20 protein-coding genes are annotated in these 24,819 nt (G+C 62.7%); all 20 read right to left on the reverse strand.

The genetic code is table 11. The features are described from left to right. Positions 1 to 7: 7 nt before the first annotated feature. The 20 genes from fliF to ACVOLV_RS08035 all read right to left on the reverse strand — a co-directional run bounded on the left by fliF (position 8) and on the right by ACVOLV_RS08035 (position 24,800). A complete protein-coding gene (gene fliF, locus ACVOLV_RS07940) occupies positions 8 to 1,654 on the reverse strand; it encodes a flagellar basal-body MS-ring/collar protein FliF (RefSeq protein ID WP_481553893.1) in 1,647 nt (548 codons plus the stop codon). A 12-nt stretch (positions 1,655 to 1,666) separates the two neighbouring features. Next, the gene (fliE, locus tag ACVOLV_RS07945; RefSeq protein ID WP_481553894.1) at positions 1,667 to 2,023 is read right to left on the reverse strand and encodes a flagellar hook-basal body complex protein FliE; all 357 of its coding nucleotides are present in this window, start codon (positions 2,021 to 2,023) and stop codon (positions 1,667 to 1,669) included. A gap of 231 nt (positions 2,024 to 2,254) precedes the next feature. Next, positions 2,255 to 5,767 (reverse strand): glycosyltransferase, encoded by a 3,513-nt coding sequence (locus ACVOLV_RS07950; RefSeq protein WP_481553895.1) that lies wholly within the window; start codon positions 5,765 to 5,767, stop codon positions 2,255 to 2,257. A 5-nt stretch (positions 5,768 to 5,772) separates the two neighbouring features. Next, positions 5,773 to 7,044: a CDP-glycerol glycerophosphotransferase family protein gene (locus tag ACVOLV_RS07955; RefSeq protein WP_481553896.1), complete on the reverse strand. Its 1,272-nt coding sequence runs from the start codon at positions 7,042 to 7,044 to the stop codon at positions 5,773 to 5,775. A gap of 7 nt (positions 7,045 to 7,051) precedes the next feature. After that, positions 7,052 to 8,182 (reverse strand): DegT/DnrJ/EryC1/StrS family aminotransferase, encoded by a 1,131-nt coding sequence (locus ACVOLV_RS07960; RefSeq protein WP_481553897.1) that lies wholly within the window; start codon positions 8,180 to 8,182, stop codon positions 7,052 to 7,054. A gap of 82 nt (positions 8,183 to 8,264) precedes the next feature. Next, positions 8,265 to 9,779 carry a glycosyltransferase gene (locus ACVOLV_RS07965; RefSeq protein ID WP_481553898.1) on the reverse strand — a complete coding sequence of 505 codons (1,515 nt, stop codon included), beginning with the start codon at positions 9,777 to 9,779 and terminating at the stop codon, positions 8,265 to 8,267. Further along, positions 9,776 to 11,056, reverse strand: coding sequence for an ATP-grasp domain-containing protein (locus ACVOLV_RS07970; protein ID WP_481553899.1), 1,281 nt, complete (start codon positions 11,054 to 11,056; stop codon positions 9,776 to 9,778). Before ACVOLV_RS07970 ends, ACVOLV_RS07965 begins: the two co-directional genes overlap by 4 nt. Continuing rightward, a complete protein-coding gene (locus tag ACVOLV_RS07975) occupies positions 11,053 to 13,569 on the reverse strand; it encodes an FkbM family methyltransferase (RefSeq protein ID WP_481553900.1) in 2,517 nt (838 codons plus the stop codon). The genes ACVOLV_RS07970 and ACVOLV_RS07975 overlap by 4 nt, the downstream gene beginning before the upstream one ends. Further along, positions 13,569 to 14,021, reverse strand: a complete 453-nt coding sequence (locus ACVOLV_RS07980; RefSeq protein ID WP_481553901.1) for an FAD synthase family protein — start codon at positions 14,019 to 14,021, stop codon at positions 13,569 to 13,571. The genes ACVOLV_RS07975 and ACVOLV_RS07980 overlap by 1 nt, the downstream gene beginning before the upstream one ends. 69 nt (positions 14,022 to 14,090) lie before the next feature. Then, entirely contained in the window at positions 14,091 to 14,798 is a 708-nt protein-coding gene (locus ACVOLV_RS07985; protein ID WP_481553902.1) for an acyltransferase, read from the reverse strand. 5 nt (positions 14,799 to 14,803) lie between these two features. Then, positions 14,804 to 16,285, reverse strand: a complete 1,482-nt coding sequence (locus ACVOLV_RS07990; RefSeq protein ID WP_481553903.1) for a sigma-54 dependent transcriptional regulator — start codon at positions 16,283 to 16,285, stop codon at positions 14,804 to 14,806. After that, on the reverse strand, positions 16,278 to 16,658 hold the full coding sequence (locus ACVOLV_RS07995) for a response regulator (protein ID WP_481535027.1): 381 nt from the start codon (positions 16,656 to 16,658) through the stop codon (positions 16,278 to 16,280). The genes ACVOLV_RS07990 and ACVOLV_RS07995 overlap by 8 nt, the downstream gene beginning before the upstream one ends. Positions 16,659 to 16,672: 14 nt before the next feature. Beyond that, positions 16,673 to 18,082, reverse strand: a complete 1,410-nt coding sequence (gene rpoN / locus ACVOLV_RS08000; RefSeq protein WP_481553904.1) for an RNA polymerase factor sigma-54 — start codon at positions 18,080 to 18,082, stop codon at positions 16,673 to 16,675. A 260-nt stretch (positions 18,083 to 18,342) separates the two neighbouring features. After that, positions 18,343 to 18,975, reverse strand: a complete 633-nt coding sequence (locus ACVOLV_RS08005; RefSeq protein WP_481553923.1) for a response regulator — start codon at positions 18,973 to 18,975, stop codon at positions 18,343 to 18,345. Between the two features lie 78 nt (positions 18,976 to 19,053). Further along, the gene (locus ACVOLV_RS08010; RefSeq protein ID WP_481553905.1) at positions 19,054 to 19,626 is read right to left on the reverse strand and encodes a PilZ domain-containing protein; all 573 of its coding nucleotides are present in this window, start codon (positions 19,624 to 19,626) and stop codon (positions 19,054 to 19,056) included. Beyond that, complete coding sequence (locus ACVOLV_RS08015) at positions 19,623 to 19,934, reverse strand: hypothetical protein (RefSeq protein ID WP_481553906.1); 312 nt, start codon at positions 19,932 to 19,934, stop codon at positions 19,623 to 19,625. The genes ACVOLV_RS08010 and ACVOLV_RS08015 overlap by 4 nt, the downstream gene beginning before the upstream one ends. Continuing rightward, positions 19,934 to 20,356 carry a flagellar export chaperone FliS gene (fliS, locus tag ACVOLV_RS08020; RefSeq protein ID WP_481553907.1) on the reverse strand — a complete coding sequence of 141 codons (423 nt, stop codon included), beginning with the start codon at positions 20,354 to 20,356 and terminating at the stop codon, positions 19,934 to 19,936. The genes ACVOLV_RS08015 and fliS overlap by 1 nt, the downstream gene beginning before the upstream one ends. A 96-nt stretch (positions 20,357 to 20,452) precedes the next feature. Continuing rightward, on the reverse strand, positions 20,453 to 21,811 hold the full coding sequence (fliD, locus tag ACVOLV_RS08025) for a flagellar filament capping protein FliD (protein WP_481553908.1): 1,359 nt from the start codon (positions 21,809 to 21,811) through the stop codon (positions 20,453 to 20,455). Positions 21,812 to 22,031: 220 nt separating this feature from the next. Continuing rightward, positions 22,032 to 23,219, reverse strand: coding sequence for a flagellin (locus ACVOLV_RS08030; protein WP_481553909.1), 1,188 nt, complete (start codon positions 23,217 to 23,219; stop codon positions 22,032 to 22,034). A gap of 354 nt (positions 23,220 to 23,573) precedes the next feature. Beyond that, the gene (locus ACVOLV_RS08035) at positions 23,574 to 24,800 is read right to left on the reverse strand and encodes a flagellin (protein WP_481553910.1); all 1,227 of its coding nucleotides are present in this window, start codon (positions 24,798 to 24,800) and stop codon (positions 23,574 to 23,576) included. Positions 24,801 to 24,819: the final 19 nt, after the last annotated feature.

A 24,819-nucleotide genomic window follows, 5' to 3' on the forward strand; every position in this document is an offset into this window, starting at 1 on the left:
CATTGCATCAGTCATTTGACACCCATCCCTTCACTACCTGGGCAACCCGCTTGGAGTCGGTCTTCACTGCTTCGCGGGCCATGCGCAGGCGTTCTTCGTATGCGTCCACCGGCAAGGCCAGGGTAGGGGTTCCATCCAGATGCAGGCGATCGGCGGCCAGGGCTGGCATTTCGGTGCCATCGTCCAGCACCTGCACGTCGGCGCGCAGCGGATCTTCCGCGCCCGGCAAGGCCTTGGGCGTGCCGGTGATCTGACGCAGGGCGGGGCGCAGCACGCCGAACAGCAGGGCCAGCACCACGACCGCGCCAAGGACCAGACGCAGTGCATCGCGTACCTGCGGGTTTTCCCACCACTTCGGCGCTTCCACTGGCACGGACTCTCGCACGAACGGCGCATTCATCACCGACACGGTATCGCCGCGTTCGGCGTTGAAGCCGACGGCCTGCTTGACCAGTGCTTCGACGCGGGTCAGTTCGGCGGCGCTGAGCGGCTGGTCGGTCTGCTTGCCGTTGGCACCGGCACGCGGCACGTGGTCAACCAACACGGCAACCGAGACACGATTGACCCGGCCCGGCGGCTGACGGGTGTGCTGCAGGGTGCGGTCCAGCTCGTAGTTGCGGGTGGAATTCTTGGAGGTTTCGGTCGGCGTGGCGGCGGCAGTGGGCGGCGGTGCAGCCGCAGCGCCCGGCGGCGTGTTGCTGGTTGCGCCGGGAATGCCCTGCGGGCCCGCGGTGGCGCTGCTGTTCTCGCTGATCTGCTCGCTGCGCACCTTCTGCGGCTCACCGTTGAACAGCTCGCGTGCTTCTTCGGTGACCGAGAAATCCATGTCGACGCTGACTTCCGGGTTCACCCGCCCGGCACCGGTCATCGGTTCCAGCAGTTCGCGGATGCGCTGGTTGTAGGAGCCTTCCAAGCGCCGGACCTGATCAAACTGGGCGGCGTTGAGCGCGGCGTCGCTGTTGGGATCGGCGATGGTGAGCATGCGCCCGCTCTGGTCGACCACGGTGACGCGCTCTGGTGCCAGATCGGGAATGCTGGAAGCCACCATGTGCACGATGGCATCGACCTGGTTGCGTTCCAGCTGCTGGCCACCACGCAGTTCCAGTACCACCGAGGCGCTGGCGACGTCGCGCTGGCGGGTGAAGGCGCTCGGCTTGGGAATAGCCAGGTGCACGCGTGCGTCGCGAACCGGACGCAGGCTGCTGATGGTGCGGACCAGCTCGGTTTCCAGCGCGTGCTGGTAGCGCGCGGTTTCGACGAACTGGCTGACGCCGAAGCCGGGATCGCGCTCCATCATTTCAAAACCGAGGCGGCCGCTTTCGGTCAGGCCGGAACCGGCCAGCTTCAAGCGTGCGTCGTGCACGTTCTTTTCCGGCACGCTGATCGCGCCGGTGGTGGCATCAAGTTCAAACGGAATCTGCGCCGAGCGCAGCAGATCGGTGGCCTCGGCTGTCGCCTTCTGGTCCAGCCCGGTGTACAGCGGCATCATCTGTGGCTTCTGCGCCCAGAAGAACACGAACAAGCCGGCCGCGACCGCAACCGCGATCATTGCCATCAAGCCCAGGCGACGGGTGATCTGCATGCTCTGCAGACGGTCGAACCAGGCGCCAGCCCGTTCCGGATTCAGTGATTCTCTGGACAGCGCGAGTGCCATGCGTGCGGATCCTTACAGCGGCATGTTCATCACGTCCTGGTAAGCCTGGACGAGACGGTTACGGACTTCCACGGTGGCGCGGAACGCCAGCGAGGACTGTTGGGAGGCGACCATGACCTTGGCCAGATCGGCGTTGGCATCGCCACGCTCGAATGCGGCAGCCAGCTGCCCGGACTTCTGCTGGGCTTCGTTGACGCCCTGGATGGCGCCCTGCAAGGCCTGGCTGAACGAAGGCGCGGCAACGGCATTGCCTTCGGCCAGCCCCTGGATCGCGTTGCTGCGCGGCATATCTCCGATGGGCGCGGCTTGCCCGACCTGGTTCTGCAGCGTGCGGATCTGGGAGAGAACAGAGGTGATGGAGTGGGACATCGTGCGGGGTTCCGGGCAACGTGTGGGGGAGCTGCTGGGACAGCTGCAAGTTGCGTGCCGGAACCGCGAAGGCCTTGATGTTCGTGAATGCGTCGTACGGAGGTGCGGTGCGTGTCGGAATTCCGACGCTGCCGGTCGGGCTATCAAGGCAGGCGCCGGTTTTGACGCCCAAATGGAAACGGCCGCCGGAGAACCGACGGCCGTCGAGCGGGCGGGACATTGATTTGTGGGTCAGGGCAGCCAGGCTGCGCGCCATTCATCCAGACCAGCACCTTCCAGCATCCAGTCGCGGTGGACGACGTGCTTCAATGCGTCGCCGGCCTGGCGGCGGGCAGCTGTGTCAGCCAGGTGCTCGCGGATGGCGCCCACCCATTCGCGGTGCCGGTTGCGCACGCGGGTGACGGGCAGGGCAGGGTCCTGGTAGGGGCCGACATCGCTGCATACCACCGGTACCGCACAGGCACCGTATTCGAGCAGGCGCAGGTTGCTCTTGCAGGCGTTGAAGCGGTTGTCTTCCAGTGGTGCGATTGCCAGATCAAGTTGCAGACCAGCCAAGGCGCGTGGATAGAGCGCAATCTCCACGCCCGGATGGAACTCGGCGACATGGGGGCGCAGGCGATCCGGGCACATACCGAAGAACACCCAATCCACCTCCTTCGCCAATTCGCTGACGACGTCGGCGATCATCTCCAGGTCACCGGTATGGCCAAGCCCACCAGCCCAACCAACCCGCGGTCGCGGGCTGTCTTCATGGCGGACCAGCGGCAGCTGCTTCCACCAGTTCACCGGTAACCGGTTGGCGGCGATGCGGATATCCGGATGCAGGCCGGCAAATGCCTCGGCCATTGCTGGCGTGGACACCACAAAGCGGTCGACCAGCCCGAGTGCCTTGCGCAGGCTGCGCAGCACATCGCGCGGCATGTGTTCCCGGTGTGCGCTTTTTGCTGGCAGGTTGGGCAGGTAGTCGTCCAGCTCGTAGATCTTCAGTGCGGACGAATAGCGGCCCATGCGCTGGATATTGTGCAGGTCGTCCTCGCTGACACGACGCTGAAGGATCACCACATCCGGATCGATGCGTGCCTGCTCCACCGGATCGAGCAGCGTTGCATAGACCACACCTTCGACATGGCCTTCCGACTTCAAGGCCTCGAACGGCTGGATCACCCGGTATTGGCCGCTGCCCCAGGGATCAGCAGGCTGCGCCAATACGCGCGGGACCGGCCGCCATGGCAATGGTTTCCACGAGAACTCGGATTCACCCAGCCGAAAGCCGCCGGCAACGTCCAGGCGCAGGCTGGGGTTGTAGGCGGGATCATGGGCGAGGACGGGCAGCCAGCGGTCCAGCAACACCGACTCTGCAGGCTCGGGTAATGGCGCGAACTGAACGGAGTGCAGGAGCAGTGCATCTGGCGTCCACACTGTGAGGTAGCCGCGTTGGCGCGCGCGCAGGCACAGGTCCACGTCGGCGCCGAGGTCAGCGAAGGTGGCGTGGTCGAAGCCATCCAGTGCGGTGAATAGTTCGCTACCGATCAGCAGACAGCTGTCTGCCACCGCTGAGTAATCCTGCGCCACCTGCAGGCGATTCATGTAGCCGGATGCATTCATGGCCATGCCCGCGAACGCTCGCCCACCACTGCCGAGCAGGCCAGGTACCAGGCCTGCATGGGTGATCGTGCCGTCGGCGGCTATGGTCTTGCCGCCGACGATGCCGACTTCGCTGCGAAGCGCATGGTTCATGAGCGCGTCCAGCCAGTGCGACTGCAATATGGCCACGTCCGCGCGGAGAAAAAGCAGGAACTGACCTGCTGCCTGCCCGGCAGCAACATTGCAGGCGGCTGCATGCGGCAATGGCGGGTCAAAAGCAAAGGCGCGGATTCTCCCCGCCGCCAATGGTTCGACTTTCCGCATCCAGTTACTGGCGTCGGGCTTGGCACCATTGTCGATCAACAGTAGTTCGTAATGCGGGTAGGTGGTTTTCTCCAGCAGGGAGATCACGCAGCGTTCGATGGATGCAAGTACGGCGTCCTGCGAGACCACCAGGATCATCGAGACCAGCGGCCGCCCGGTATGGCCATGAGCGATCCGATACAGACCTTCGTCACGCAGCGTAACGGTTGCATCGGGATAACCGCGCGCGTGCAGGTGGGCCGTGATTGCGCGCTGGTGGGCTGGGTGATCGGCATGTGGTGGGGCACAGCTGAGTAGGGGCTCCGGAATGTGCGCGATGCCCTCCAATCCGCCGTGCTGGATCAGGCGCAGGATCAGGTCGAGTTCGGCTGCTGTTCCTGCATCATCATCCATGCCGCCGATCGCCAGCGCAGTGGGCCGGTGGAACAGCCAGTGCCCAGCTAGCAGCGTCGGGTTCTCCAGCAGCAGGCTGAGATTGATATCTGGTCGCAGTGCGGGCGCCAAGTTGCGCTGTGCATCCACGTGCCACTCGTCGGCGTACATGGCGCATCTGGGGCTGTCATTGTGGGCAAGCTCAGCAAGCAACCTTCGCAGCCCGGAGGCGTGAAACTCGGTACCTGCATCCACGAACAGTACCCAGTCAGCAGGACTGGTACGCAGAGCATCATCCAGCGTCGTGTCCGTTGCGAGTCGGCGATGGAACCCGTTGAGATGTTCGGGCACGTTGGCGGTACCCTGAATGCAGATGCCGATGATCTCGGCAAATCGTGCCTGCAAGGGCAAACTGCCCAGTGTCCTGCGCAACGCACTGGCTGGATGGCCTCCGGCGCGAATCACGATCTCCACACAGCTATCTGGTAGCTGCCGCAACGCGGTCTGCAATGCCAGCCGCTGTGCCTGATTGAGCTGGCGTCGTGCTTGCCAATCGCGCAGAGGCCAGCGGGCTGTTGATATGAGCAGCGCTTGATCCAATGCTTCGATCAAGTCCACTTTCTCTGCGGGTTGTTGTCCGTCAAGTGGCGCGATGGACACTTCGCGAGTGTTGCCGCCTCGATACCAGCCAAGCGTACGCAGGGCCTCGCGGAATGCCTGGTGCCAGCTCTCTGCAATGCCGGGCTGGTCCCGCCCGCGTTGACTGAACTGGAAGCGCGATATACGGAAGTCGACCAGCGGGCGAGCAGTAATGGCGACCGGGCCTTGATGCAGCAGTTTGACGTACATTGTCACGTCGGCCAGCCAGGACATGTGGGTGCCGTTGAGTGCGGCCAGTTGTTCGCCCATTTCCAGCAACGGGGCACGCCGGCACAGTGCGACGCTTGGTTCGCCAAGAAAGTTCAGGGTGTGGTCGCCGAAGAAGTCGATCAGGTCCCTGCCGTCCACCAGTACGTCATGATTGGCGGGGAATGCGGTGGGCAGCTCATCGGGCAGGGGCATGCCTGCCTCGTCGATGAGCTGGCGGCGGGCGGTTGCCAAAGCCAGGCCTGGGACGCGTTCGAACGACTCCAGTAGGGTTGCGATGCAGTCCTCATGCAGTACGTCGTCATCGTGCAGAAACTTGATGTACTCGCCTTCGGCCAGGCTTATCGCTCGCGCGGTGCTGCGTACCTCCCACAACCGACCGGGGTTGCGCGAATAGCGCACCGGGAAGTCCACCCGTGCAGCAAAGGCATCCACGGCCGTCTGTACGTATCCCGCAGCCGAATCGTCGCAGACGACGATTTCCAGTGGGCGATGCGTCTGTCGGCCTACGCTTTCCAGTGCCTGCAGCAGCCAGCGGGCCTTGTATGCCGGAATAACCACGCTGACCAGTGGAGAAGATGTAGGAGTAAGGCTCATTGGCATCAGGCAGTGTTATGGTCCGCGATCGCTGCGTGGATGCGTTGCACCACGCGTTGCGAATTATTGGTGTCCAGGTACTGGAAGAACAGGCGACGGGCAACGAGATAGCGCTCATCGGGGAGGTGCTTTGGCTGTGCCAGCAAGGCATCCAGAGCGGTCAGCAGGGCATCGAAGGTGTTGGTAATTGGTCCAGGGAATGCCAGTTCCAGGTCGTACAGCAGCCCGTTCTGACGGGTGCGGTAGTGCTCAAGGTCGTAGGCGAAGCAAAGTACTGGCAGGTCAAGATAGAGTGCGTCGATGTAGACCGACGAGTAATCGGTGATGACCAGCGCGCTCTCGCGCAGCAATGGTGCAATTTCCTGGAAGTGCTCATGGCCAAGGTCCAGCAGCACATCGCCATCCAGATGGCGCACCGGATCCAGCGGCGCCGGCCCGTTGACCAGGTAGTGGCCGCGGATGCCGAGTACTGCGTCATGGCGGCGTAGCAGGTTCTTGAGTTGGGCTACTTCACCATCGCTGAAGCAATAGGAGCGCTCCATGGTGACGCTGGCGTCGCGGTAAGTCGGCGCGTAGAGCACCAGTCGACGGCCGCCGCACAGCGCTCGCACGCTGGCAACCTCGTCGCGCAGGCCCACGGGCAGGGAGTCTTCAGCGATGCGAAGGAAGTCGTTGCGAGGCAGGCCGGTGACCCACACATTGCGCGGTGGCAAGGGATGAAAAATCGCTGCCATGGCGTAGGCATCGGTTTCCGACGAGGCGACCAATCCAGTGTAGAAGCGGCGCTCGCGGCGACGATGGCGATCGCGGTCACCATGCTGACGTTGCTCGGGATTGGCCAGCGCAAACAACCGCTTGAGGGGGATGCCGTGCCACAGGTTGATCGTGATGCGCCGGTGCAGCCATGGCCGCGGCGCACCATAACGACTGTTGCGCCAGGCCAGTGACATGTCCAACGACGTGGAGTTTGTCAGCAGCAATACACGGCAACGGGCCAGTGCCCAGAGGCCAGCCACTGAATCGAGGCGGACCACGCGCACTCGCTCGTTTTCCTCGACACCAGTAGGCCATTGATCGGTACGCACGAACACCTGGCAACGAACACGCGGGTCGTCCTTCACCTGTTCATAGACCGCGCGTGCATTTTCGATGAACTGCCCGCGCTTGAGCGGGTGGTCGAAGAATGCCCAGTGGTCGCTCCGTTTGGGTATCAACAGATCCAGAAGCCGCCAGACGAGTAGCAGCGGGGTTCCAAACCACGCGGGTATCACGGCCATGCGTCCATCAGGCAGCGCGGACCTGCGCATGCGCGGTCAGCAGATCGCAGATATGGTCGACCTCAGCATCCTGCAGGTCCGGGTGGATTGGCAGGCACAATACCTGTCGGGCGGCGGCGTGGGCTACCGGCAGGTTGTCCGGTGCCGCAGACGGGAAGCCCCGGTACATCGGGAACTCGCTGATCAGCGGGTAGAAGTAGCGCCGCACCAGGATGTTCTCGGCGCGCAGCAGGTGGTACAACTCGTCGCGCTGCAATCGGTAGTCGTCGCCGACGAGTATTGGGAAATAGGCGTGGTTGTGGCGTACCTCCGGCGGGCGGGACAGGCATTTGATGCCAGCGATACCGGTCAGGCGTCGCCGGTAGAGGGCATCAATGGATGCTCTGCGGGCCAGCGCGTTGTCGATGTGCTTGAGTTGGAGCAGGCCGAATGCTGCGCTGACCTCGTTCATCTTGCCATTGATGCCGGGCGCCACCACGGTGGTTTCGTTGACGAACCCGAAGTTCTTCAGATGGTCAATACGTTGCTTGGTACGCGCATCCGGGCAGATGATGGCGCCGCCTTCAAAGGTGTTGAACACCTTGGTTGCATGAAAGCTGAGGACAGACAGGTCACCGTGCCGAAGTATGCTGCCGCGGGTGTCACTGACAGCGAAGGCATGGGCCGCGTCGTAGATCACGCGCAGATTGTAGTTTTCTGCGATACGGTCGATGGCATCCACGTCACATGGCGTGCCATAACAATGCACCGGCATGATGGCTGTGGTCTGTGGGGTGATGGCAGCTTCGATCCGTGCAGGATCCAGGTTGAAGGTAACCGGGTCGACATCGACGAACACCGGTTTGATGCCGTTCCACAGAAGTGAATGGCCGGTGGCCACGAATGAATACGGTGTAGTAATCACTTCACCGGTGATGCGCAATGATTGAAGTGCGGTCAGCAACGCCAGCGTGCCATTGGCGAACAATGCGATATGTTCGACCCCGAGGTAGGCGCACAGCGCCTTCTCGAGCGCCTGGTGCATGCTGCCGCCGTTGGTCAGGATGCGGCTCTCCCAGATCCGTTCCAGGTAGGGAACGAAGTCTTCCAGAGGAGGCAGCAAGGGGCTGGTGACCGGGATCGGCTTCTTGGTAGTCATCGCAAGCGGACCAATAGGAAAGGTTTCGGCGGGGCGCCGGCTTACAGGGCCATGCAATTCCCGTGCCCGAGTGCGTCGTCGCTTAGTTGACGGCCAGGCCCATGCCGCCTGCCTCCGGCGAGAACATCAGGCTGCCCAGCGATGCGCGCAGCGGAAGTGAGGTCGCCCAGCCCGGCGGAACCATCCCCGGACCGATGCGGTAACGGCCATGGATGCCGTCCATGGTGCGATAGTGCAACACGAGTCCGTATAGGGCACCGGCCTCCCAGTCCGCTGCCTGGGTATCCAGGCGGTAGCGCCAGCGGTGAGCGCCGGTCCTGCCATCGGACTGGAATTGCCAGCTGCCTTCGCCATAGATCGAATGCAGTTCGAACCAGACTTCACATCCGGCCATGATGCTGTCGTGCAGTTCCAGGGTGAGGCGCAGGCTGTTCTCGTCCAGGGAAATATCGCTGAGGCGGAAGAAGCCGATGTTCGGGAATTCCAGGCGCATTGCGGCCCGTGGCAGAACGATCTCCTGGTTATCCAGGAATGGCTGCTTCCAATAGCAGGCGCCGTCGATCTCTGCGATCCAGCCGCGCTCGCTGGTGACACCCAGCAGGAAGCACAGACCTCCCACCTCGCCACGCTTGATCAGCTCCAAGTACAGGCAGCGTCTGGCGCCGAGCGCGCGGCAATCCAGATCTCCGTACAGCGCGAGCAGTTCCTGCATTGCTTCGATGAATACTCGACGGAAGGCCGGGGACGCGACAATCCCGGACGCAGCGTGCAGGGCGCGCTGCAGGTTGGCAACGGCGATTGCACGCCGATAGCCGGCGGCGCCCGCGACGTCGTCGAAGTCATGCCATTCAAGCTTCATCGAGCGGATGCGGTCGAGGAAGTTGTCGGCCTGGCGGATGTTCTGCGAAATGGAGGCAGTGGCCCCTTCTGGGCGACGACGCCAGTAGTAGACCAGCTTGGGAATGATCACGGTACGTCGGCTGTACCAATAGGCGCGATGGATGAAGGGGCGATCCGCATACAACAGGCCCGGAACCATCCCCAGTCCATTCTCCCTGAGAAACTCGGTGCGGAAGACCTTGTTCCAATAGAAGCAGTCGTGGATCACATCAGGAAATTCGTCCACGGAACCGAAGCTTCGCCGCCGTGCCCATACATAGGGCTCATACAGAAACGCCACCGATGAAACCTTGTCATCCTGCAATCGCGCGGCGCGACCGATGACGATATCGGCATCAGCCTGCATTGCCTGCTCCATCAACAGGCGGTAGCCGTCGGGGGGCACTTTGTCATCAGAGTCGACCAGGGCCACATAGCGCCCACGGGCCAGTGATATGCCGAGGTTGCCTGAGACAGCGCCGCCCTCGTTGTGCTTGCTGACACAGCGGAAATTGGGATGGCGCCGCTCGTAATCGCGGCAGATCGCCAGACTTTCGTCGGTGCTGGCGTCATCAATGGCGATTATCTCGATGTTGCGATAGTCCTGCTGAAGCAGTGAATCAAAACACTCCGGCAGGTATTGCGCGGTGTTGTAGACCAGCACAACGATGGAAAGCAGAGTGGCTTCACTATCGCTGGCGAAATCATCCGGGGTCATGCGCGAACCTCCATCAACTGCTGCAATGCGTCGACGTCGAATACCGGGATGGCACGAGCGGCAGCTACCTCGGCGCGTTCGCTGAAGGCGTCATCGATGAAAATTGCCGCCTCTCCGGGCGGAATGGCTGCACTCTTGGGTGAGCCATCGCGCAGGTGTACGATCCGTTCGAACAGATCCACACAGATGCGGTGCTGGGCAAGTGTCTGCTCAGGTGCGCAGGCATGGCGGGTGACCAGCACGACTGGCACGTTCCGCGCATTCCATTGGTACAGCAATGCCATCAGCTGCGGCTCCGGGCTGCCACGTACCAGCAGCGTGTCATCCAGATCCAGATATACGCGCTTGTAGAGCAGTTCCGCACGCCAACGGTTACCCAGTGCACGGTCCATGACCAGAGGGTAGTGCTGGGGCATGACATTGAAGGTGTGGCCCATGTACGCGTAGATGCTGAGCAACGGGTAGTTGATGCCGCGCATACGGTTCAGTGCCATGGAGCCGGCGATGCGCGGTGCTACCTCCAGCAGCTTGGGGACACCGTCCCGGTCGCGGCGTGCCTGGAAGAACCAGGCACCCTTCAGGCGTAGCTCGGTAGCTATGGCCTGCGCCATCGCCTCCAGTTCCGGAGCCGTTTCCACGGGCTCGGTACGCACGCTGATTCCGGACTTGACGCGCCCACGCACGCGCGGCGCAGCGTGCAGCAGGACGCCGCTGCCGTTGGAAATGCAGTCCACGGTGTACTCAGTGCCGGGCAGATACTCACTGAAAACATACTCGATGCCGCTGCTGGCCAATTGCCGGTGCCGCGCATCGTCATCGACGCGTTCGGCGCCCTGGCTGCCCTGGCCGATTGCGGGCTTGGCGAAGACCGGGTACCCGGTGGTACCCAGTTCGACGCTGCCTGGCACGATGCCCAATCGCTGCAGGCGTTCATAGGTCAGGTTCTTGTTGCGGCAGATGGCGGCAAGATGCTGATCAGGCACCATCGCCGGGGCATGCAAACGGTCTTCGTTGTCGGCGAGGACGGGGATCACGCTGTCATGCGCTGGCACCACCAGATCGATGTCCCATGCATCGATCAGCGCATTGAGCTGGGAGATCAGTTCGGCAGAGCCAGCCTGCGCCGGGATCTGGCGGTAGCGCGCGTAGACGAACTCACCATGGTCCGATACGGAAGACGCGCCATGCAGGCGTATATCCTTGGCATAGCGCAGGGCAGCATGGATCTCCAGGCCGATCTCCGAACCGCAGGGGAACACGAGCACGTTCACGGTCATGGCTGTGCGTCCTCGCAGGGCTGTGCCAGCAGCACCGCTTCCCATCCCTGAGGCAGCTGCACCCACTTGAAGGTGAAGCGGTAGGGGATGCCAAGTTCGGAGATGAAACGGGGGATGGTAAGCACGTCGTCCCACTTGTGGTAAAGGCATAGCGCCAGTTTGGGACGGAAGCGACGGATGGTCTGCAGGGCGCCCTGCAATGCTGGAATCTCCGATCCCTCGATGTCCATTTTGATCAGGTCGACGCGTTGCAGCCCGTGCTGCGCGACATAGTCGTCGAGGGTGATGGTGGCGATGCGCTCGCCGGGGCCATCCCCGGCACTGACCGACGTTGCACCCTGCAGCTCGGCCGGTTTGATCAGCAGTGAACCATTGCTGTGGTCCGACAGTGCCAGCTTGTTGAGCACGACACGGTCAGCCACGCCGTTGAGCTGCAGGTTGTACTCGAACAATGCGATGTTCTCGTCCAGAAGCTCGAAAGCATGCACCTGGCAATCGTTGCCGGTCTTTGCGCAGAACAGGACAGTAGTGTCGCCGATGAATCCGCCAGCATCGATGATCACCTCGCCAGGGCGGACACGGAATCCATCACTCTGGTACTGGTCGAACAGGATGTCATCAATACTCAGTGCCCACGCATAGCTTGCCAGCCGGAAGTCATGGCCTTGCGAGCGAAGATCCTGAAGCACGTACTGGCCACCACCGACCATGATCGGTACTCGCGGCTCACCGCGAATACGGGCAACCTCGGCAAGGTAGTGGGCAAGGTCCTCAGGAGGGATGCGGTCGATGCCGGCCCAGCGCTTGAGGAACCACACCAGGAAACGCTGCTGTTCTACGCGGCTGAGACGCTCATACAGCAAGGTGGAAATTTCGTCGGAGCTGGGCAGGTAGCGCTTGATGAGGCTGCGCAGGCGCGCGTCGTCTTCGTCAGCGCCGCCGGCAGCCACTGCTACCAGATCGGTCATGAATTGATTCTGGGCGGGAAACGGACCGAAAAATGCATCGACAACACGTTCGGCTGCCTTGCCGTCGTTGAGTGGGCAGAAGCGCTCCCTGAAGGTCGCATATTGATCGGCATGGGCCGCCTGCACCGCAGGCAGGTCGCCGAGAAGGGCTATCAGTTCATCGGTGGTACGCGCGATCGGACCGGGTAACTCCTGCTCAACGTCCAGGTAGAAGCCGCGCACTTGCTTGGCGTAGTGCTCTAGGTCGTAACAAAAGAACAGGATCGGTTGGCCGGTGGTGGCGTAGTCAAAGAAGATCGAGGAGTAGTCGGTGATGAGGATATCGGCAACCGCGCACAGCTCACTGGCATCATCCACATGCGAGACATCGCGGACGTTTGAGGGAAGCTCCAGATCCTGCAAACCCACGCTGATCAGGTGGTGGCCCCGCAACAAAAGGATCTGATCCGGGGCCAGCGCCGCTGCGATCTTCACCAGGTCCAGCTGCAGGTCGAAGTCGAACCGCCAGTGGCCGACTTGATGGCTGTCGCGCCAGGTGGGGGCATACAGCACGAAACGATGACCTGACGGAAGCGCCAGGCGGGCAAGGGTAGCCTCGCGCGCCGCGCTTTGCCTTGCCAGTGGGTCAGTCAATGGGTAGCCGGCTTCGAGCACAGGGCCTTCATAGCGGAATGCGCGCGGCAGCACCTCGCTGGAATAGCCGTTCTCACTCAGCAGCAGTGTCCATGCACGAGACTCACGGTAAAGATTGTCTCGCGCGTCGACTTCCGGGCCGGTCACGGTGATGTCATAACCCAGCCGTTTGAGCGGTGTGCCATGCCAGGTTTGCAGGTAACGCGTCTCCGCCTTGCGGCCGTGCGCAGCGAACAGGATGTTGTTGACTCGGTACTTTGCCTGCGCCAACAGGCGGAGATACTCGCAGGAGCCGCGGATTACCTGTTGTGGATTGCCTGGAATCTGCTCGTCACCGCTGTAGGCCCATACGCAGTGCAGGTCGGGGCGCTTCCTGCGCAACGCCGCGTACACGTAGCGGGGGTTGCCGCCGTAAGCTTTGCCGAAGAAGCTCTCGAATATTACGAGGTCCTCCTGCAACGGCAGCTCCTCGAGCAACGACGGGAATGCCGCGCGCAGATTCTCGGACTCCACCGTCATCGCGTGCTGCTCCAGTGGCGCAGTGAACAGCGCCAGTGAACTGGCGCTGTCGCTCAGGTACGCCGACAATCCGTGACCATGCACGGTCTCGCGAAAGAAGTGGCGGTCGCTGCCATCGGTGGTCGTTCCTACCAGTTGCTCGAAGACGCCAGTGCTGCCCAACTCGATCTGTACATCCCAGCGTTGCGGAGTGTCTTCCAGCAGCGCCGGGGCAGGCAACTGGGCGCGTACGGCGTCGCCATCCACATGGAATGTCAGGGCCAGGAAGCGCTTGCCGTCACGGCTACGCAGACGCAGGCCGCTGATGCCACGAGGTGCAGGCTGCAGCTGCAGCCACGGGGCACTAGGGGCATTTTTTCCGGTAGGGGTGTGGATCTGGAAGACAGGCAGCATCAGCGACCTCTGCCAGGGAAAGCAATGGACAGCGAAGCAGCGCCGGCGGGTGTCAGTTCGATTCCATCCAGGCGGATGCGCGCCTTGATCGAGGAGCTGGAGATGTCCTCTGTCCGGGGTAGGTAACGCACCTGGCATTGGGAGCTGAGGGAGTCGAACTGCCCCGCCCAGTCCGAGCCCATCACCAGGATGTCGGCACCGTGGTGGCGGATGTCCTCGGCCTTCTGTTCCCAGTTGTCTTCAGGGAAGACGTCGTCCACGTAGCGGATCGCGCGCACAACGGCTTCGCGGTCTGCGTAGCACTGGGTGGACGTTTTGCTTTTTATCGCGTTGAACCTGTCCGAGGACAGGCCCACGATCAAGCGGTCGCCCAGCGCTCGGGCACGGCGCAGCAGGTTGACGTGACCGACATGCAGAAGGTCAAAGGTCCCGTAGGTAAGAACGATCGTCATGAGTGGGGAGTTCGTGCAGGCATGGTCCAACTGCCTCAGGCAAGTTCCATGCCACGGATCACGGGCGATTCACTCGCGGGTGGGATTCCAGTAACTGGAGCGAGCGATACAGTCGCCGTTGGGCTTGTACGGCGGCTGCGCTATCGACAGATGCGGGCGCTCCCAGGCGACATCGCGGCGGATCACGCGAGCTGGGGTGCCAACGGCCACGCAGTTGTTCGGTATCGGGCCGGTTACAACGCTGTCCATGCCAATCACGCTGCCATCGCCAATGTGCGCACCGCCGAGGCAGCGCACAGCATAGGCAAGCCAGACATGGGCGCCGATCACGATGTCTTCGGCCGGATTGATGCGAATGCCGGTATGAATGTCGAAGATGGGATGTGCGTCATCACCGCGCAACTGCACGTCCGAGGCGAACATGCAGTCATCGCCTACTATCAGTCGCGCTCCTTCGCTGGTGGCGATGAAGGCTCGTGCGGTCGTGGTTACGCCGGCACCGATCTCGACCACGCAGTCCTCACCCAGACGGATGGTCGCTGAGAAGCTGCCCGCCGGACCGGCGGGGCCTATCCGGCACTGCGCGTTGGAGCCGTGGAACTCGATGGCCAATGGCCCCAGCCGCGCTTGCGGGTGGATCTCAAGTGTGCAGTTGCTGCCTTTGAACAAGGTAGTGAGATTGCTCAAGGCAACAGGTGCGATCACTCTGTTGCCGCGCTCGTCGCGCAGCTCGCTGCGCTCGGTGACCGGTGTTGCTGTTGCTTCGTTGCTATCCACTGCGTTTATTCCGTAACAGGATCGCGCTCAATGCCGTACTTGCGCAGCTTTTCCACCAGGGTGGTACGGCGCAGGCCGAGCAGCTGTGCAGCGTGGGCGACCACGCCCTGGGTACGCTCCAATGCTTCGTTGATCAGGGTCAGCTCGATGCCGGCCATGTGGTCACGCAGGTCCATGCCTTCGCTCGGCAGCTGGGCGCCATTGTCCGGCGCGCTGATCTTGTTGATCAGGCCAGCAGGCGGGCTGCTGGGCTGTGCCGGTGCTGCGGCCAGTCTGCCCACCAGCATCGGGCGTTCGTCGTTGCTGTTCGCGGCGGCGGCACCGCTTGCCTGGTCACCTCGGTAGCGGCTGGGCAGGTCCTGCACGCGCACGGTGCCACCTGGATGCAGCACGGCCAGGCGTTCGACCAGGTTGGTCAACTCGCGCACATTGCCCGGCCATGCATAGCTGCCCAGTGCCTGTAGGGCCTCCGGTGCGAAGCGGACTTCGCCGCGGCCGGTGCGTGCAAGCTGGGTGGCGATGGTTTCCACCAATACTGGGAGATCGCTGGCACGCTCGCGCAGCGCCGGCACCTCGATCGGGAACACGTTGAGGCGGTAAAACAGATCCTCGCGGAACTTGCCATCGGTGATGCGCGATTCCAGGTCGCGGTGGGTTGCGGCGATCACCCGCACATTGCAACGAATCGTCTGGTTGCCGCCAACGCGCTCGAAGCTGCGCTCCTGCAGCACGCGCAGCAGCTTGACCTGCATCGGCAGGCTCATGTCGCCGATCTCGTCCAGCAGCAGGGTGCCGCCTTCGGCCATTTCAAAGCGGCCCTTGCGTGCGCTCAGCGCACCGGTGAAGGCGCCTTTTTCGTGGCCGAACAGTTCGCTTTCCAGCAAATCCGGCGGAATCGCGCCGCAGTTGATGGCGATGAACGGTCCATCGCGGCGCGGCGAACGCTGGTGAATGGCGCGCGAGACTACTTCCTTGCCGGTGCCGGATTCGCCCAACACCAACACGGTGGTATCGAAATTGGAGACCTGCTCGATCAGCTGGCGCAGCTCGGTGACTGCCGGGCTGTGCCCGGTCGGACCGTTGTCGCCAGCGTTGTCGGCCTGGTGCTCGGCATCCAGCCGCTTCAGGCTGGCACGGCGCAGCAGCGCTTCCATCTGCGCATGGCGCATCGGCTGTTCCAGCGGCCAGACATTGGCCTCGTGCAGGCCGTAATGGCGCGAGAACGCCAGCGGATCGCCTTCGGCCAGCAGAATCGGCGGCGGCAACGAGGTGCCGGCCAGCCAGGTAAAGAAGCCTGCAGCACGGTCGGCGTCTTCAAGCGTGCCGACCACCACGGCCATCCAGTCGTTGCTGCGGTGACGGCTGACGTCGATGTCCTGTGCTTCGCTGACCCAGCGCGGGTTGAAGTCCATGAACTCCAACAGGGCCAGCGTGCGCTCGGCGCGCATGCCGTCGGCGTCGATCACCAGAATGCGGGACTCACTCATCTTCTTGTACCTTGAGCCCTTCCAGGATCGGCATCACTTCCTGGATATAGGACAGCTTGCTGACGAAATTATCGGCACCGGCGCGCAGTGCATGTTCGCGGTGTTCGGCATCATCGAAATGACTGGCGATCACGATGTAGGGCGGTTGGTCCTGGGTCTTGATCAGGCGCGTGGCCTGCAGCCCGCCCATTTCCGGCATGGCCAGGTCCATCAATACCACCTGCGGGCGCAATGTCTCCGAGCGTTCAATCGCTTCGAGCCCATTGGCGGCGCTGCCGACCACTTCCAGCCACTCGATCTTGCGGAAGTGACGCATGGCGGCGTTGATGAAGCCTTCGTGGTCGTCAACCAGTACTACGGTGAGCTTGTTCATGGGAATCCTTGGTCTCAGCCCACACGGGCCAGCTGGGGCTTGCTGCTCTGGCGGCGACGCTCGCGGGCCGGGGCGATATCAAGCTGTTCGCGGTATTTTGCGACTGTCCGGCGTGCAATGTTCACTCCTTGCCGCGACAGCAGGCCGGCAATGGCCTCGTCGGCCAGCGGGCGGGCGACCGGTTCGGCATCGATCAGGCGCTTGACCATGGCCTTGACCGCCTGCCCGGAGACGCTTGCACCTTCCAGACGGACGGCGAAGAAGTGCTTCAGTTCAAAGGTGCCGCGCGGTGTCTGCAGGTACTTGCCGGAGGTAATGCGCGAGACGGTGGATTCGTGCATGCCGATCAGGTCGGCCACTTCCTTCAGGGTCAGCGGCGCCATCGATTCGTCGCCATTGACCAGGAAGGCGGCCTGGCGTTCGATGATGACGCGTGCGGTGCGCAGCAGGGTGTCGTAGCGCATTGACAGGCCACGGGTCAGCCAGCGTGCTTCCTGCAGCATCTCACGCAACGGCTGCGTTGATTCACCGCTGCTGTCGGCGACGACGCGCTCGTAGCTGCTGTTGATGGCCAGGCGTGGCGTGGTGGCCGGATTCAGCGCAACCCGCCATTGGCCGTCGGCGTGCCAGGCCACCACGTCCGGGATCACACTCATTTCCTGCTGCGGCAGCAGGCTTTCGCCCGGGCGTGGCTGCAGCGACAGGAGCAGGCGGAAGGCTTCCTGCACGTCCTCCACCTCGGCATCCAGGGCGCGAGCCAGGGCCGGGTAGTCGTGATTGGCCAGCAGCTGCATGTCAGCGTCGAGCAGACTACGCGCGAGGTTTCGGGCCGGCACCAGACCGGGCAGGGCAGTGAGCTGGGCCAGCAGGCATTCGCGCAGGTCGACGGCGGCCATGCCGGCCGGCTCGCCATGCAGCAGGCGCTGGCGCAGGGCTTCGATATCGGTGCTGGTGCGGTCCAGGCGGGCACTGGCCAGCTGGGTCAACTGGGCCAGCGGCGCCTGCAGGTAGCCGGCCTCGTCGCAGTGGTCCAGCCAGAAGCTGATGACAGCCAGATCGGCATCGCTCAGCTCGTAGGCGAACGCATTGAGAATGCGCAGCTGGGGATCGGTGGACTCGCCGGCCGCGATGCGCGCCATGCGGTCCTCGTCATCGGCATTCCAACTGGCGCCCGGTACATCCCAAAGGTTGCTCTCGGGGAGTTCGTCAAAGGCGGCGGTGTCGGTCTGGGCGCTGTCGGCAGCAGTCGAAACCGGGGCGTCCTCGGCCTGCTCCTGCAGTTCCAGCAGCGGGTTGCTCTCAAGCGCCTGGCGGACTTCCAGCTCCAGCTGCATGCCATTGAGCTGCAGCAAGCGGATCGATTGCAGCAAGGCGGGCGTGAGATGGAGTTGCTGGCCCAGCTGGGCGGACAGTGCGGCTTTCATGCGTTTCCCCGTGCGGCCAGTCGATGGCTGCGTTGTGGAACGCATCTTGCGTGGTTCATGTCGGGGCGGTAATAGGTGTTGACCTGATACCCGTCAAAAACAACCTTACGTCTTGTAGGTGAAACCCCTACGTTGCGTCGATTAATTGGCGCGAAAAACTTGGGGTTTTATTGCAAGTTATTGATTTAATACAGTAGACCCGCTTTGGTGCCGGATTTCCGTTTTCGTGACGTAGAACGTCTTTTGCCGAGGCGTCGGCGTCAGCTAAGGTCATTTTCATGACGCAGGGCCAGCAGAAGCAGGTCATTGGCGCGCCGGCAACCTAGCGACTCCATCATCCTCGCCCGGTGGGTCTCCACCGTTTTGATGCTGATGCCCAGATCGGCGGCGATCTCCTTGGTGGTCTGGCCGCTGCCCAGACGCCGCAGGATCTGCTTCTGTCTGGGCGAGAGGGCACCAATACCGGTTGTCCGCTCCTTGCCCATCAGCGGCGCAAGCATCTTTGCCGAGATATGTGGACTCAGGAAAACCTGACCTGCGTGGGCTGCACGCAGTGCCAGTTCCAACTCGGCGGGCGCTGCGTCCTTGACCAGGAAGCCCACTGCGCCGCGATCAAGTGCATTGCGGACGTGCGCGACGTCATCGTGCATGGACATCATTACCGCGCGGGCATGTGGCAGCCGCTGGCGGATATCGGTCAAGGCCTCCAGCCCGGAACGGCCCGGCAGGGAAAGATCCAGCAGGATCAGGTCTGGCACATGGAACAGGGCCATCTCCAATGCCTGATCGGCATTGCTGGCTTCGGCCACCACCTGGATCCCGTCGAATGTCTGTAGCAGCCGGGTGAGCCCGGCGCGCACCAGAGTATGGTCGTCGACAATAAGAACGCGCACAGTGGACCGGGTCATATCGGAATGCTGCACCTTAGCGGAGCAGGGGCGTAGGCGCCAGCACAGCAGTTGGGAATAGGCTCACCGGTTGCGGCGACTGTCGGCGATCTGCTTGCGGTGCAGGCGGAACAAATGCCGCTCCAGCGCGGCCAGCAGCGCTTCATTCTGGGTCTCCAGCCGTACCCAAAGCTGCGGCCCCTGGCCGGTGTCGTCCTCGGCAAGCACGACTACTGGTAACTCGATCGCGTCCGGGAGCCATTCGGCCGGCTGCAGGCTGACAATGCCGGGGGTTCCAGGGGCAATGCCGGCAAATTGGTCGCGCTGCAGGCGCAGGCCGTGCCGTGACCAGCGCAGGGTTACTGGTTCCGCAACGGGGGACTCACGCTGCAGCAGGCGCCCAAGCAGCACCAGGGTCAGGTCGAGCCGTGCCTCCAGCCGCTGCAATTGCAGACTGTTGTCGTTGCGATCGTCGTTGCTGTCATCCACATTGCGGGCGTCTTCGACCAGCGCAATGCTGCGCAGAAGCATTTCGGCGCTGCCGGGCCGGCGCACCTTGGCATTGGCTTCAAACGCCGCCGGCAACGACAACTCGCAACTGAGCGTGTCGTTGAACAGCTCGGTTTCAGCGGGATGGTCGATGCCGGTGTGGTTCATGCCAGGGTTCCGGCCTGCTGGTATGCGTTGACGGCGCGGCTGGTCTGGCGTTCGGCACGCAGATACAGGGCGGCTTCGTCACGCAGTTCGCGCATGCGGCTGGTCAGTGCGTGCTGCTGTTCCAGCAAGGCCTGCAATGCGTCTGCGCTGCCTGAGGTGCCGTTGGCCTCGATGTAGCTGCGAAGGCGCGCATCATGTGTGGCGACGATCTGTTCGGCGCCGTCATGGTCATCAGCGTCGATGGCGTTCTTCAACGCGTCCAGATCTGCATGCAGGGCATCAAGCACCTGGTTGGCGGTATCGGCCATCAGCGTGCCCCGCTGGCAACGGGCATGGCGCGCTGCTCGGAGGGGATGGCATTCCAGGCGGATTCGATCTCGGTCATCAGCGACAAGGACTCCTGCAAAGCGTTGACGTCATTGTTGAGGTTGCCCTCGGTCAGGCGGTGCAATACGTACTCGTACAGCGAGGACAGATTGGCCGCCACGTCGCCGCCGGCCTCATGGTCCAGCGAACCGTTGAGATGGCCAATGATGGCACAGGCTTCACCGATGGCCTTGCCCTTCAGGGCTTGGTCGCCACTGGCCAGGCAGGCTTCTGCGCGGCGGATGCGCTCGCCGGCGCCTTCAAGCAGCAAGGCCACAAGGCGATGGGGGTCCGCATCGACGACACGGCTGGAAACGCCGACCTTGCGGTACTGCTCGGCATAGTGGCGGTTGGCACCGTACATGTGGATGGGACTCCTTGTTATCAGCCGCGTGGCGAGATGTTCGTCATTGCGGTGGGTGGTGGGTTTAGGTCGCTGGACGCTGCGGTGCGGCGATTACTAGGACTTGGATGCCAGCTGCTGGCTGAGGTAGTTGCTGGTGCTTTGCATGCCCGCGACCAGTGTGTCCATTGCGGTGAACTGCTTGGTATAGCGCTCGGAGACTTTTTCCATGCGCGCATCCAGTGCGTCCAGGTCCTTCTCCAGCTTCTTGATCTGCTTGTTCAGCGAGTCGGTGCGCTGGGTCAGGGTGCCGGTGCTGTCCAGGTTGCTCTTCAGCATGCTGGTCATGCCGCTGGAAAGGGCCCCCTTGCTGCCAAACAATGCCTCGGCCGCGCCGGGGTTCTCCGCAACGGTCTTGTCGAAGGTGGTAGCGCTGAAGCTGAGGGTGCCATCCTTGTTGATGGCAACGCCGAGCGCCTTCAGGTCGACGACGTTCGCGCTCAACTGACTGCGCATCTGCTGCTGCAGGCCGCGGATCATCGAGTCGCCGGTCAAGGTGGATGCCTTGTCATTGGTGGCGTCATAGCTGGTCGCGCTCTTCAGCATGCTGGTCGTCGCGTTGTAGGCGCTGATGAAGGCCTGCAAGTTGATCTTCAGCGGCGAATTGTCCTGCGCCACGGTCAAGGTACGGGTGGTACCAACCTCGGCCTTGGATAGATTGAGGGTGACGCCAGGAATGATGTCGGTGATTGAGTTGCTGCTGGATTCGCGCACGAAGCCGTCAACGCTGACCTTGGCGTTGGTGGCTGCGGTGGTCTGGGCCATGCCGCCGGCGGCGCCGTCCCAGGTCAGCGCGGACAAGCCGCCGTTGCCACCGCTGGCGGTGACCTTCAATGCGCCCTCTGTGCCGGCATCGACGGCGTTCATCACCAGATGCTGGCCATCGCTGGCAGTGATGATGGTGGCGTTGACGCCCTTGCCGTTGGCGGCCTTGTTGATGGCGGCGGCAATTTCGGTCAGCGTCGAACCTTCGGCGATATCGACGTCGAGCGTCTTCTTGTCGCCCCAGGCGAAAGACAGTTTTCCGTCGCCAACTTTTGCATCGGCGGCATACGCGCCGGAGCTGAGCTTCTGCGTGGTCGCAAGGCTCATTACTTCGACGTTGTACGTACCTGCCGTCGCCAGCGTTTTGCCGGTACCGGCGTCGGTGATGATGCTGGCACTGAAGCCTGAGTTTTCCGGAACCGTCGCCTTGTAGGAACGGGTGTCGGCGCTCTTGGCCATGGCCTCGAGCGCCCCTTGCAGGCCAGTCAGCGAGCTCTTGATGTTGCCCAGTGCCGACAGCTTGGCGGTGGCCGCCGTTCCCTGCGAGTTGATGCGGTTGTCCGCAGGCTTGCGCTCGGCAGCGACCAGTTTGGCAACGATGGTCGGGATGTCGAGGCCGGAGCCGACAGCAGCGAGGGAGGAGGTGGCCATGCTATTTCCTTGGTCTAGGCTGAAGGACGCCCTTGCAGGTATCCCTTGTATCGGCACGCATGCCCAGCAACTTTAGGCAGACGGCGGCGTTTGCGTGCACTCCATGCAAGCCGCGTGCCGTTACGGCGGGCCAAGGCTTTCCATGCACAAAACCCCTGCCGACTGGCAGGGGTCTTGGCTACATCAGGTTCGGTGCCGGTGCAAGGGCACCGCCTTGTGCTTAGCCCAGCAGGCTCAGCACGTTCTGGGTGGAGCTGTTGGCCTGCGAGAGCATGGCGGTACCGGCCTGCTGCAGGATCTGGTTGCGGGTCAGCTCTGCGGTTTCCTTGGCGTAGTCAGCGTCACGGATGCGGCTACGCGAGGCGGACAGGTTTTCCGAGGTGGTCGACAGGTTGGAGATGGTGGAGCTGAAGCGGTTCTGGATCGCACCCATGTCGGCACGCGAACTGTTGACGGCGGTCAGCGCCTTGTCAACGATTTCCAGTGCCTGCTGCGAGCCGCCGACGGTGGAGATGTCCAGGTCCTTGAGGAACTTCGTGCCCGAGCCAGCATTGGCGGCCACGGTGCCTGCAATGATGCCGGCGCCCGAGTAGGCCAGGCCTGCTGCGTCGGTCTGGGTGGCGTCGGTGAAGGTGAAGTCCTTGCCAGCCTTGACTGAGGTCATGCTCAGCTTGCCATCCTTGTCGACCGCTGCGTACACGCCGGTCTGGTCCATCTTTTCGTTGATGGCTGCTGCCACCTTCTTGCTGACGTCGCTGCCCGTGTCACCAACGGCAACCTTGACGGTTTCGATGGTGACTCCGTTGACGCTCATGCCTTTGATGGTACCGGCCGAGGTGGCTGCACCCGATGCCAGTGCGGCGGTCGAGGTCTGGGTTGCGGCAAAGCCGGCACGGCCCAGTGCGTCGATGTTGGAGTCGACAATGCTGTTGATGCCAATGGTCTGGCCGGCGTCAGCACCAACCTGGAACAGGGCGCCGGAGAAGCTGCCGTCCAGCAACTTGGTGCCGTTGAAGTTGGTCTGGTTGGAGACGCGGTCGATTTCCTTCAGCAGCTGGTTGACTTCCGAGTTCAGCGCTTCGCGGTCGGTCGAGGAGTTGGTGGCGTTGGACGACTGCACAGCCAGCTCGCGGATACGCTGCAGGTTGTTGCCGATTTCGACCATCGCGCCTTCAGCGGTCTGGGCCAGCGAGATGCCGTCGTTGGCGTTGCGGGTTGCAACGTCCAGGCCGCGGATCTGGGTGGTGAAGCGCTCGGAGATGGCCAGACCGGCAGCATCGTCCTTGGCGCTGTTGATGCGCAGGCCCGAGGACAGGCGCTGGATCGAGGTGGCCAGGCTGCTGCCGCTCGTGTTCAGGTTGCGCTGAGCATTGAGCGACATGATGTTGGTGTTGATGACTTGTGCCATGATTTCGGATTCCTTTTTGTCGTTTGATCCGGCAGCTCAACCTGACCGGTACTGAGTGCAGTGGGAGGTGCCGTAGGGGCCGCAGTACCGCTGCTGATATCAATAACGGCAGCACCCTCCCGCGCTTTAGGGCTTCCGTAAGATCTGATTGACAAAAATCGCTGTCCAACGACGGAAGTGCCGTGGATCCGGTTGTGGGAGCGGTGTAAGCCGCGACGCCGGTTGTGCACACGGCCCTGTGGATTCCGCGATCTGATGATGCGCCAGCTTCGCGGCTCACGCCGCTCCCACAAAAAATCAAGAACTAAAAAACCCCGGCAAGCCGGGGTTTTTGTTTGAACACGTGGTGCGTGCTTACTTGAGCAGGCTGAGCACGTTCTGCGGCACCTGGTTGGCCTGGGCCAGCATGGCCGTACCGGCCTGCTGCAGGATCTGGGTGCGGGTCATCTCGGCGGTTTCCTTGGCGTAGTCCGCATCGCGGATACGGCTACGGGAAGCGGAGAGGTTCTCCGAGGTGGTGGCCAGGTTGGCGATGGTCGAGGTGAAGCGGTTCTGGATCGCACCCATCTCCGCGCGCGAGCTGCTTACCGCGGTCAGGGCCTTGTCGACAATTTCAATTGCGCGCTGCGAACCAGCGAAATCGGAAATGTCCAGATCTTCCATGTGGCGGGTACCGCCGCCATTGGCGGCGACGCCGGCTGCAGCGGTGGTTGCACCCAGATCGGCCGCCAGCGAGACGGTGATGCCGGTGCCGCCGGTCAGGGTGCCGTTGGTGATGCCGCCAAAGTCCTGGCCGGCCTTGACCGAGGTCAGCTTCAGCTGGCCGCCTTCGATGGTTGCGTACATGCCGGTCTGGTCCAGCTTGTTGTTGAAAGCCTGTGCAACCTTCTTCTGCACGGCCGCTGCATCGTCGCCGACTTCGATCTTGACGTCGTCAAGCTTGATCTGCGAAGCGGAAGCCGCACCGGCCGGGGTGACGCTGACGGTGATGCCGCTGATCGAGCCGGAGGCAGTCGCTGCCGTGCCGCCGATGCCGGCGCCGCTGACGTTGTCGGCGAAGCCCGACTTGCCGAGCGTGTCGATGTTGGCGTCGACGATGGCATTGATGCCGATGGTCTGGCCGGAGTTGGCACCTACCTGGAACAGGGCGCCGGTGAAGCTGCCGTCCAGCAGCTTGGTGCCGTTGAAGCCGGTCTGGTTGGCAACACGGTCGATTTCCGACAGCAGCTGGTCGACTTCTGCGTTCAGCGCTTCACGGTCGCTGGGCGAATTGGTGGCGTTGGACGACTGTACCGCCAGTTCACGGATGCGCTGCAGGTTGTTGCCAATCTCGACCATCGCGCCTTCGGCGGTCTGGGCCAACGAGATGCCGTCGTTGGCATTGCGCACGGCGACATCGAGGCCGCGGATCTGGGTGCTGAAGCGCTCGGAGATGGCCAGGCCGGCAGCATCGTCCTTTGCGCTGTTGATACGCAAGCCGGAAGACAGGCGTTGGATGGACGTCGCCAGGCTGCTGCCGCTGGTGTTCAAGTTGCGCTGAGCGTTCAGCGACATGATGTTGGTGTTGATGACTTGTGCCATGGGACTTCTCCGTTGTGTT

This window comes from Stenotrophomonas sp. STEN023 (genome assembly GCF_056760135.1).

What these genes read in the sequence shown, in the direction of transcription:
- fliF (WP_481553893.1), bottom strand. Translation starts at nt 1,654, where the DNA reads ATGGCACTCGCGCTGTCCAGAGAATCACTGAATCCGGAACGGGCTGGC.
- fliE (WP_481553894.1), bottom strand. Translation starts at nt 2,023, where the DNA reads ATGTCCCACTCCATCACCTCTGTTCTCTCCCAGATCCGCACGCTGCAG.
- ACVOLV_RS07950 (WP_481553895.1), bottom strand. Translation starts at nt 5,767, where the DNA reads ATGAGCCTTACTCCTACATCTTCTCCACTGGTCAGCGTGGTTATTCCG.
- ACVOLV_RS07955 (WP_481553896.1), bottom strand. Translation starts at nt 7,044, where the DNA reads ATGGCCGTGATACCCGCGTGGTTTGGAACCCCGCTGCTACTCGTCTGG.
- ACVOLV_RS07960 (WP_481553897.1), bottom strand. Translation starts at nt 8,182, where the DNA reads ATGACTACCAAGAAGCCGATCCCGGTCACCAGCCCCTTGCTGCCTCCT.
- ACVOLV_RS07965 (WP_481553898.1), bottom strand. Translation starts at nt 9,779, where the DNA reads ATGACCCCGGATGATTTCGCCAGCGATAGTGAAGCCACTCTGCTTTCC.
- ACVOLV_RS07970 (WP_481553899.1), bottom strand. Translation starts at nt 11,056, where the DNA reads ATGACCGTGAACGTGCTCGTGTTCCCCTGCGGTTCGGAGATCGGCCTG.
- ACVOLV_RS07975 (WP_481553900.1), bottom strand. Translation starts at nt 13,569, where the DNA reads ATGCTGCCTGTCTTCCAGATCCACACCCCTACCGGAAAAAATGCCCCT.
- ACVOLV_RS07980 (WP_481553901.1), bottom strand. Translation starts at nt 14,021, where the DNA reads ATGACGATCGTTCTTACCTACGGGACCTTTGACCTTCTGCATGTCGGT.
- ACVOLV_RS07990 (WP_481553903.1), bottom strand. Translation starts at nt 16,285, where the DNA reads ATGAGTGAGTCCCGCATTCTGGTGATCGACGCCGACGGCATGCGCGCC.
- ACVOLV_RS07995 (WP_481535027.1), bottom strand. Translation starts at nt 16,658, where the DNA reads ATGAACAAGCTCACCGTAGTACTGGTTGACGACCACGAAGGCTTCATC.
- rpoN (WP_481553904.1), bottom strand. Translation starts at nt 18,082, where the DNA reads ATGAAAGCCGCACTGTCCGCCCAGCTGGGCCAGCAACTCCATCTCACG.
- ACVOLV_RS08010 (WP_481553905.1), bottom strand. Translation starts at nt 19,626, where the DNA reads ATGAACCACACCGGCATCGACCATCCCGCTGAAACCGAGCTGTTCAAC.
- ACVOLV_RS08015 (WP_481553906.1), bottom strand. Translation starts at nt 19,934, where the DNA reads ATGGCCGATACCGCCAACCAGGTGCTTGATGCCCTGCATGCAGATCTG.
- fliS (WP_481553907.1), bottom strand. Translation starts at nt 20,356, where the DNA reads ATGTACGGTGCCAACCGCCACTATGCCGAGCAGTACCGCAAGGTCGGC.
- fliD (WP_481553908.1), bottom strand. Translation starts at nt 21,811, where the DNA reads ATGGCCACCTCCTCCCTCGCTGCTGTCGGCTCCGGCCTCGACATCCCG.
- ACVOLV_RS08030 (WP_481553909.1), bottom strand. Translation starts at nt 23,219, where the DNA reads ATGGCACAAGTCATCAACACCAACATCATGTCGCTCAATGCTCAGCGC.
- ACVOLV_RS08035 (WP_481553910.1), bottom strand. Translation starts at nt 24,800, where the DNA reads ATGGCACAAGTCATCAACACCAACATCATGTCGCTGAACGCTCAGCGC.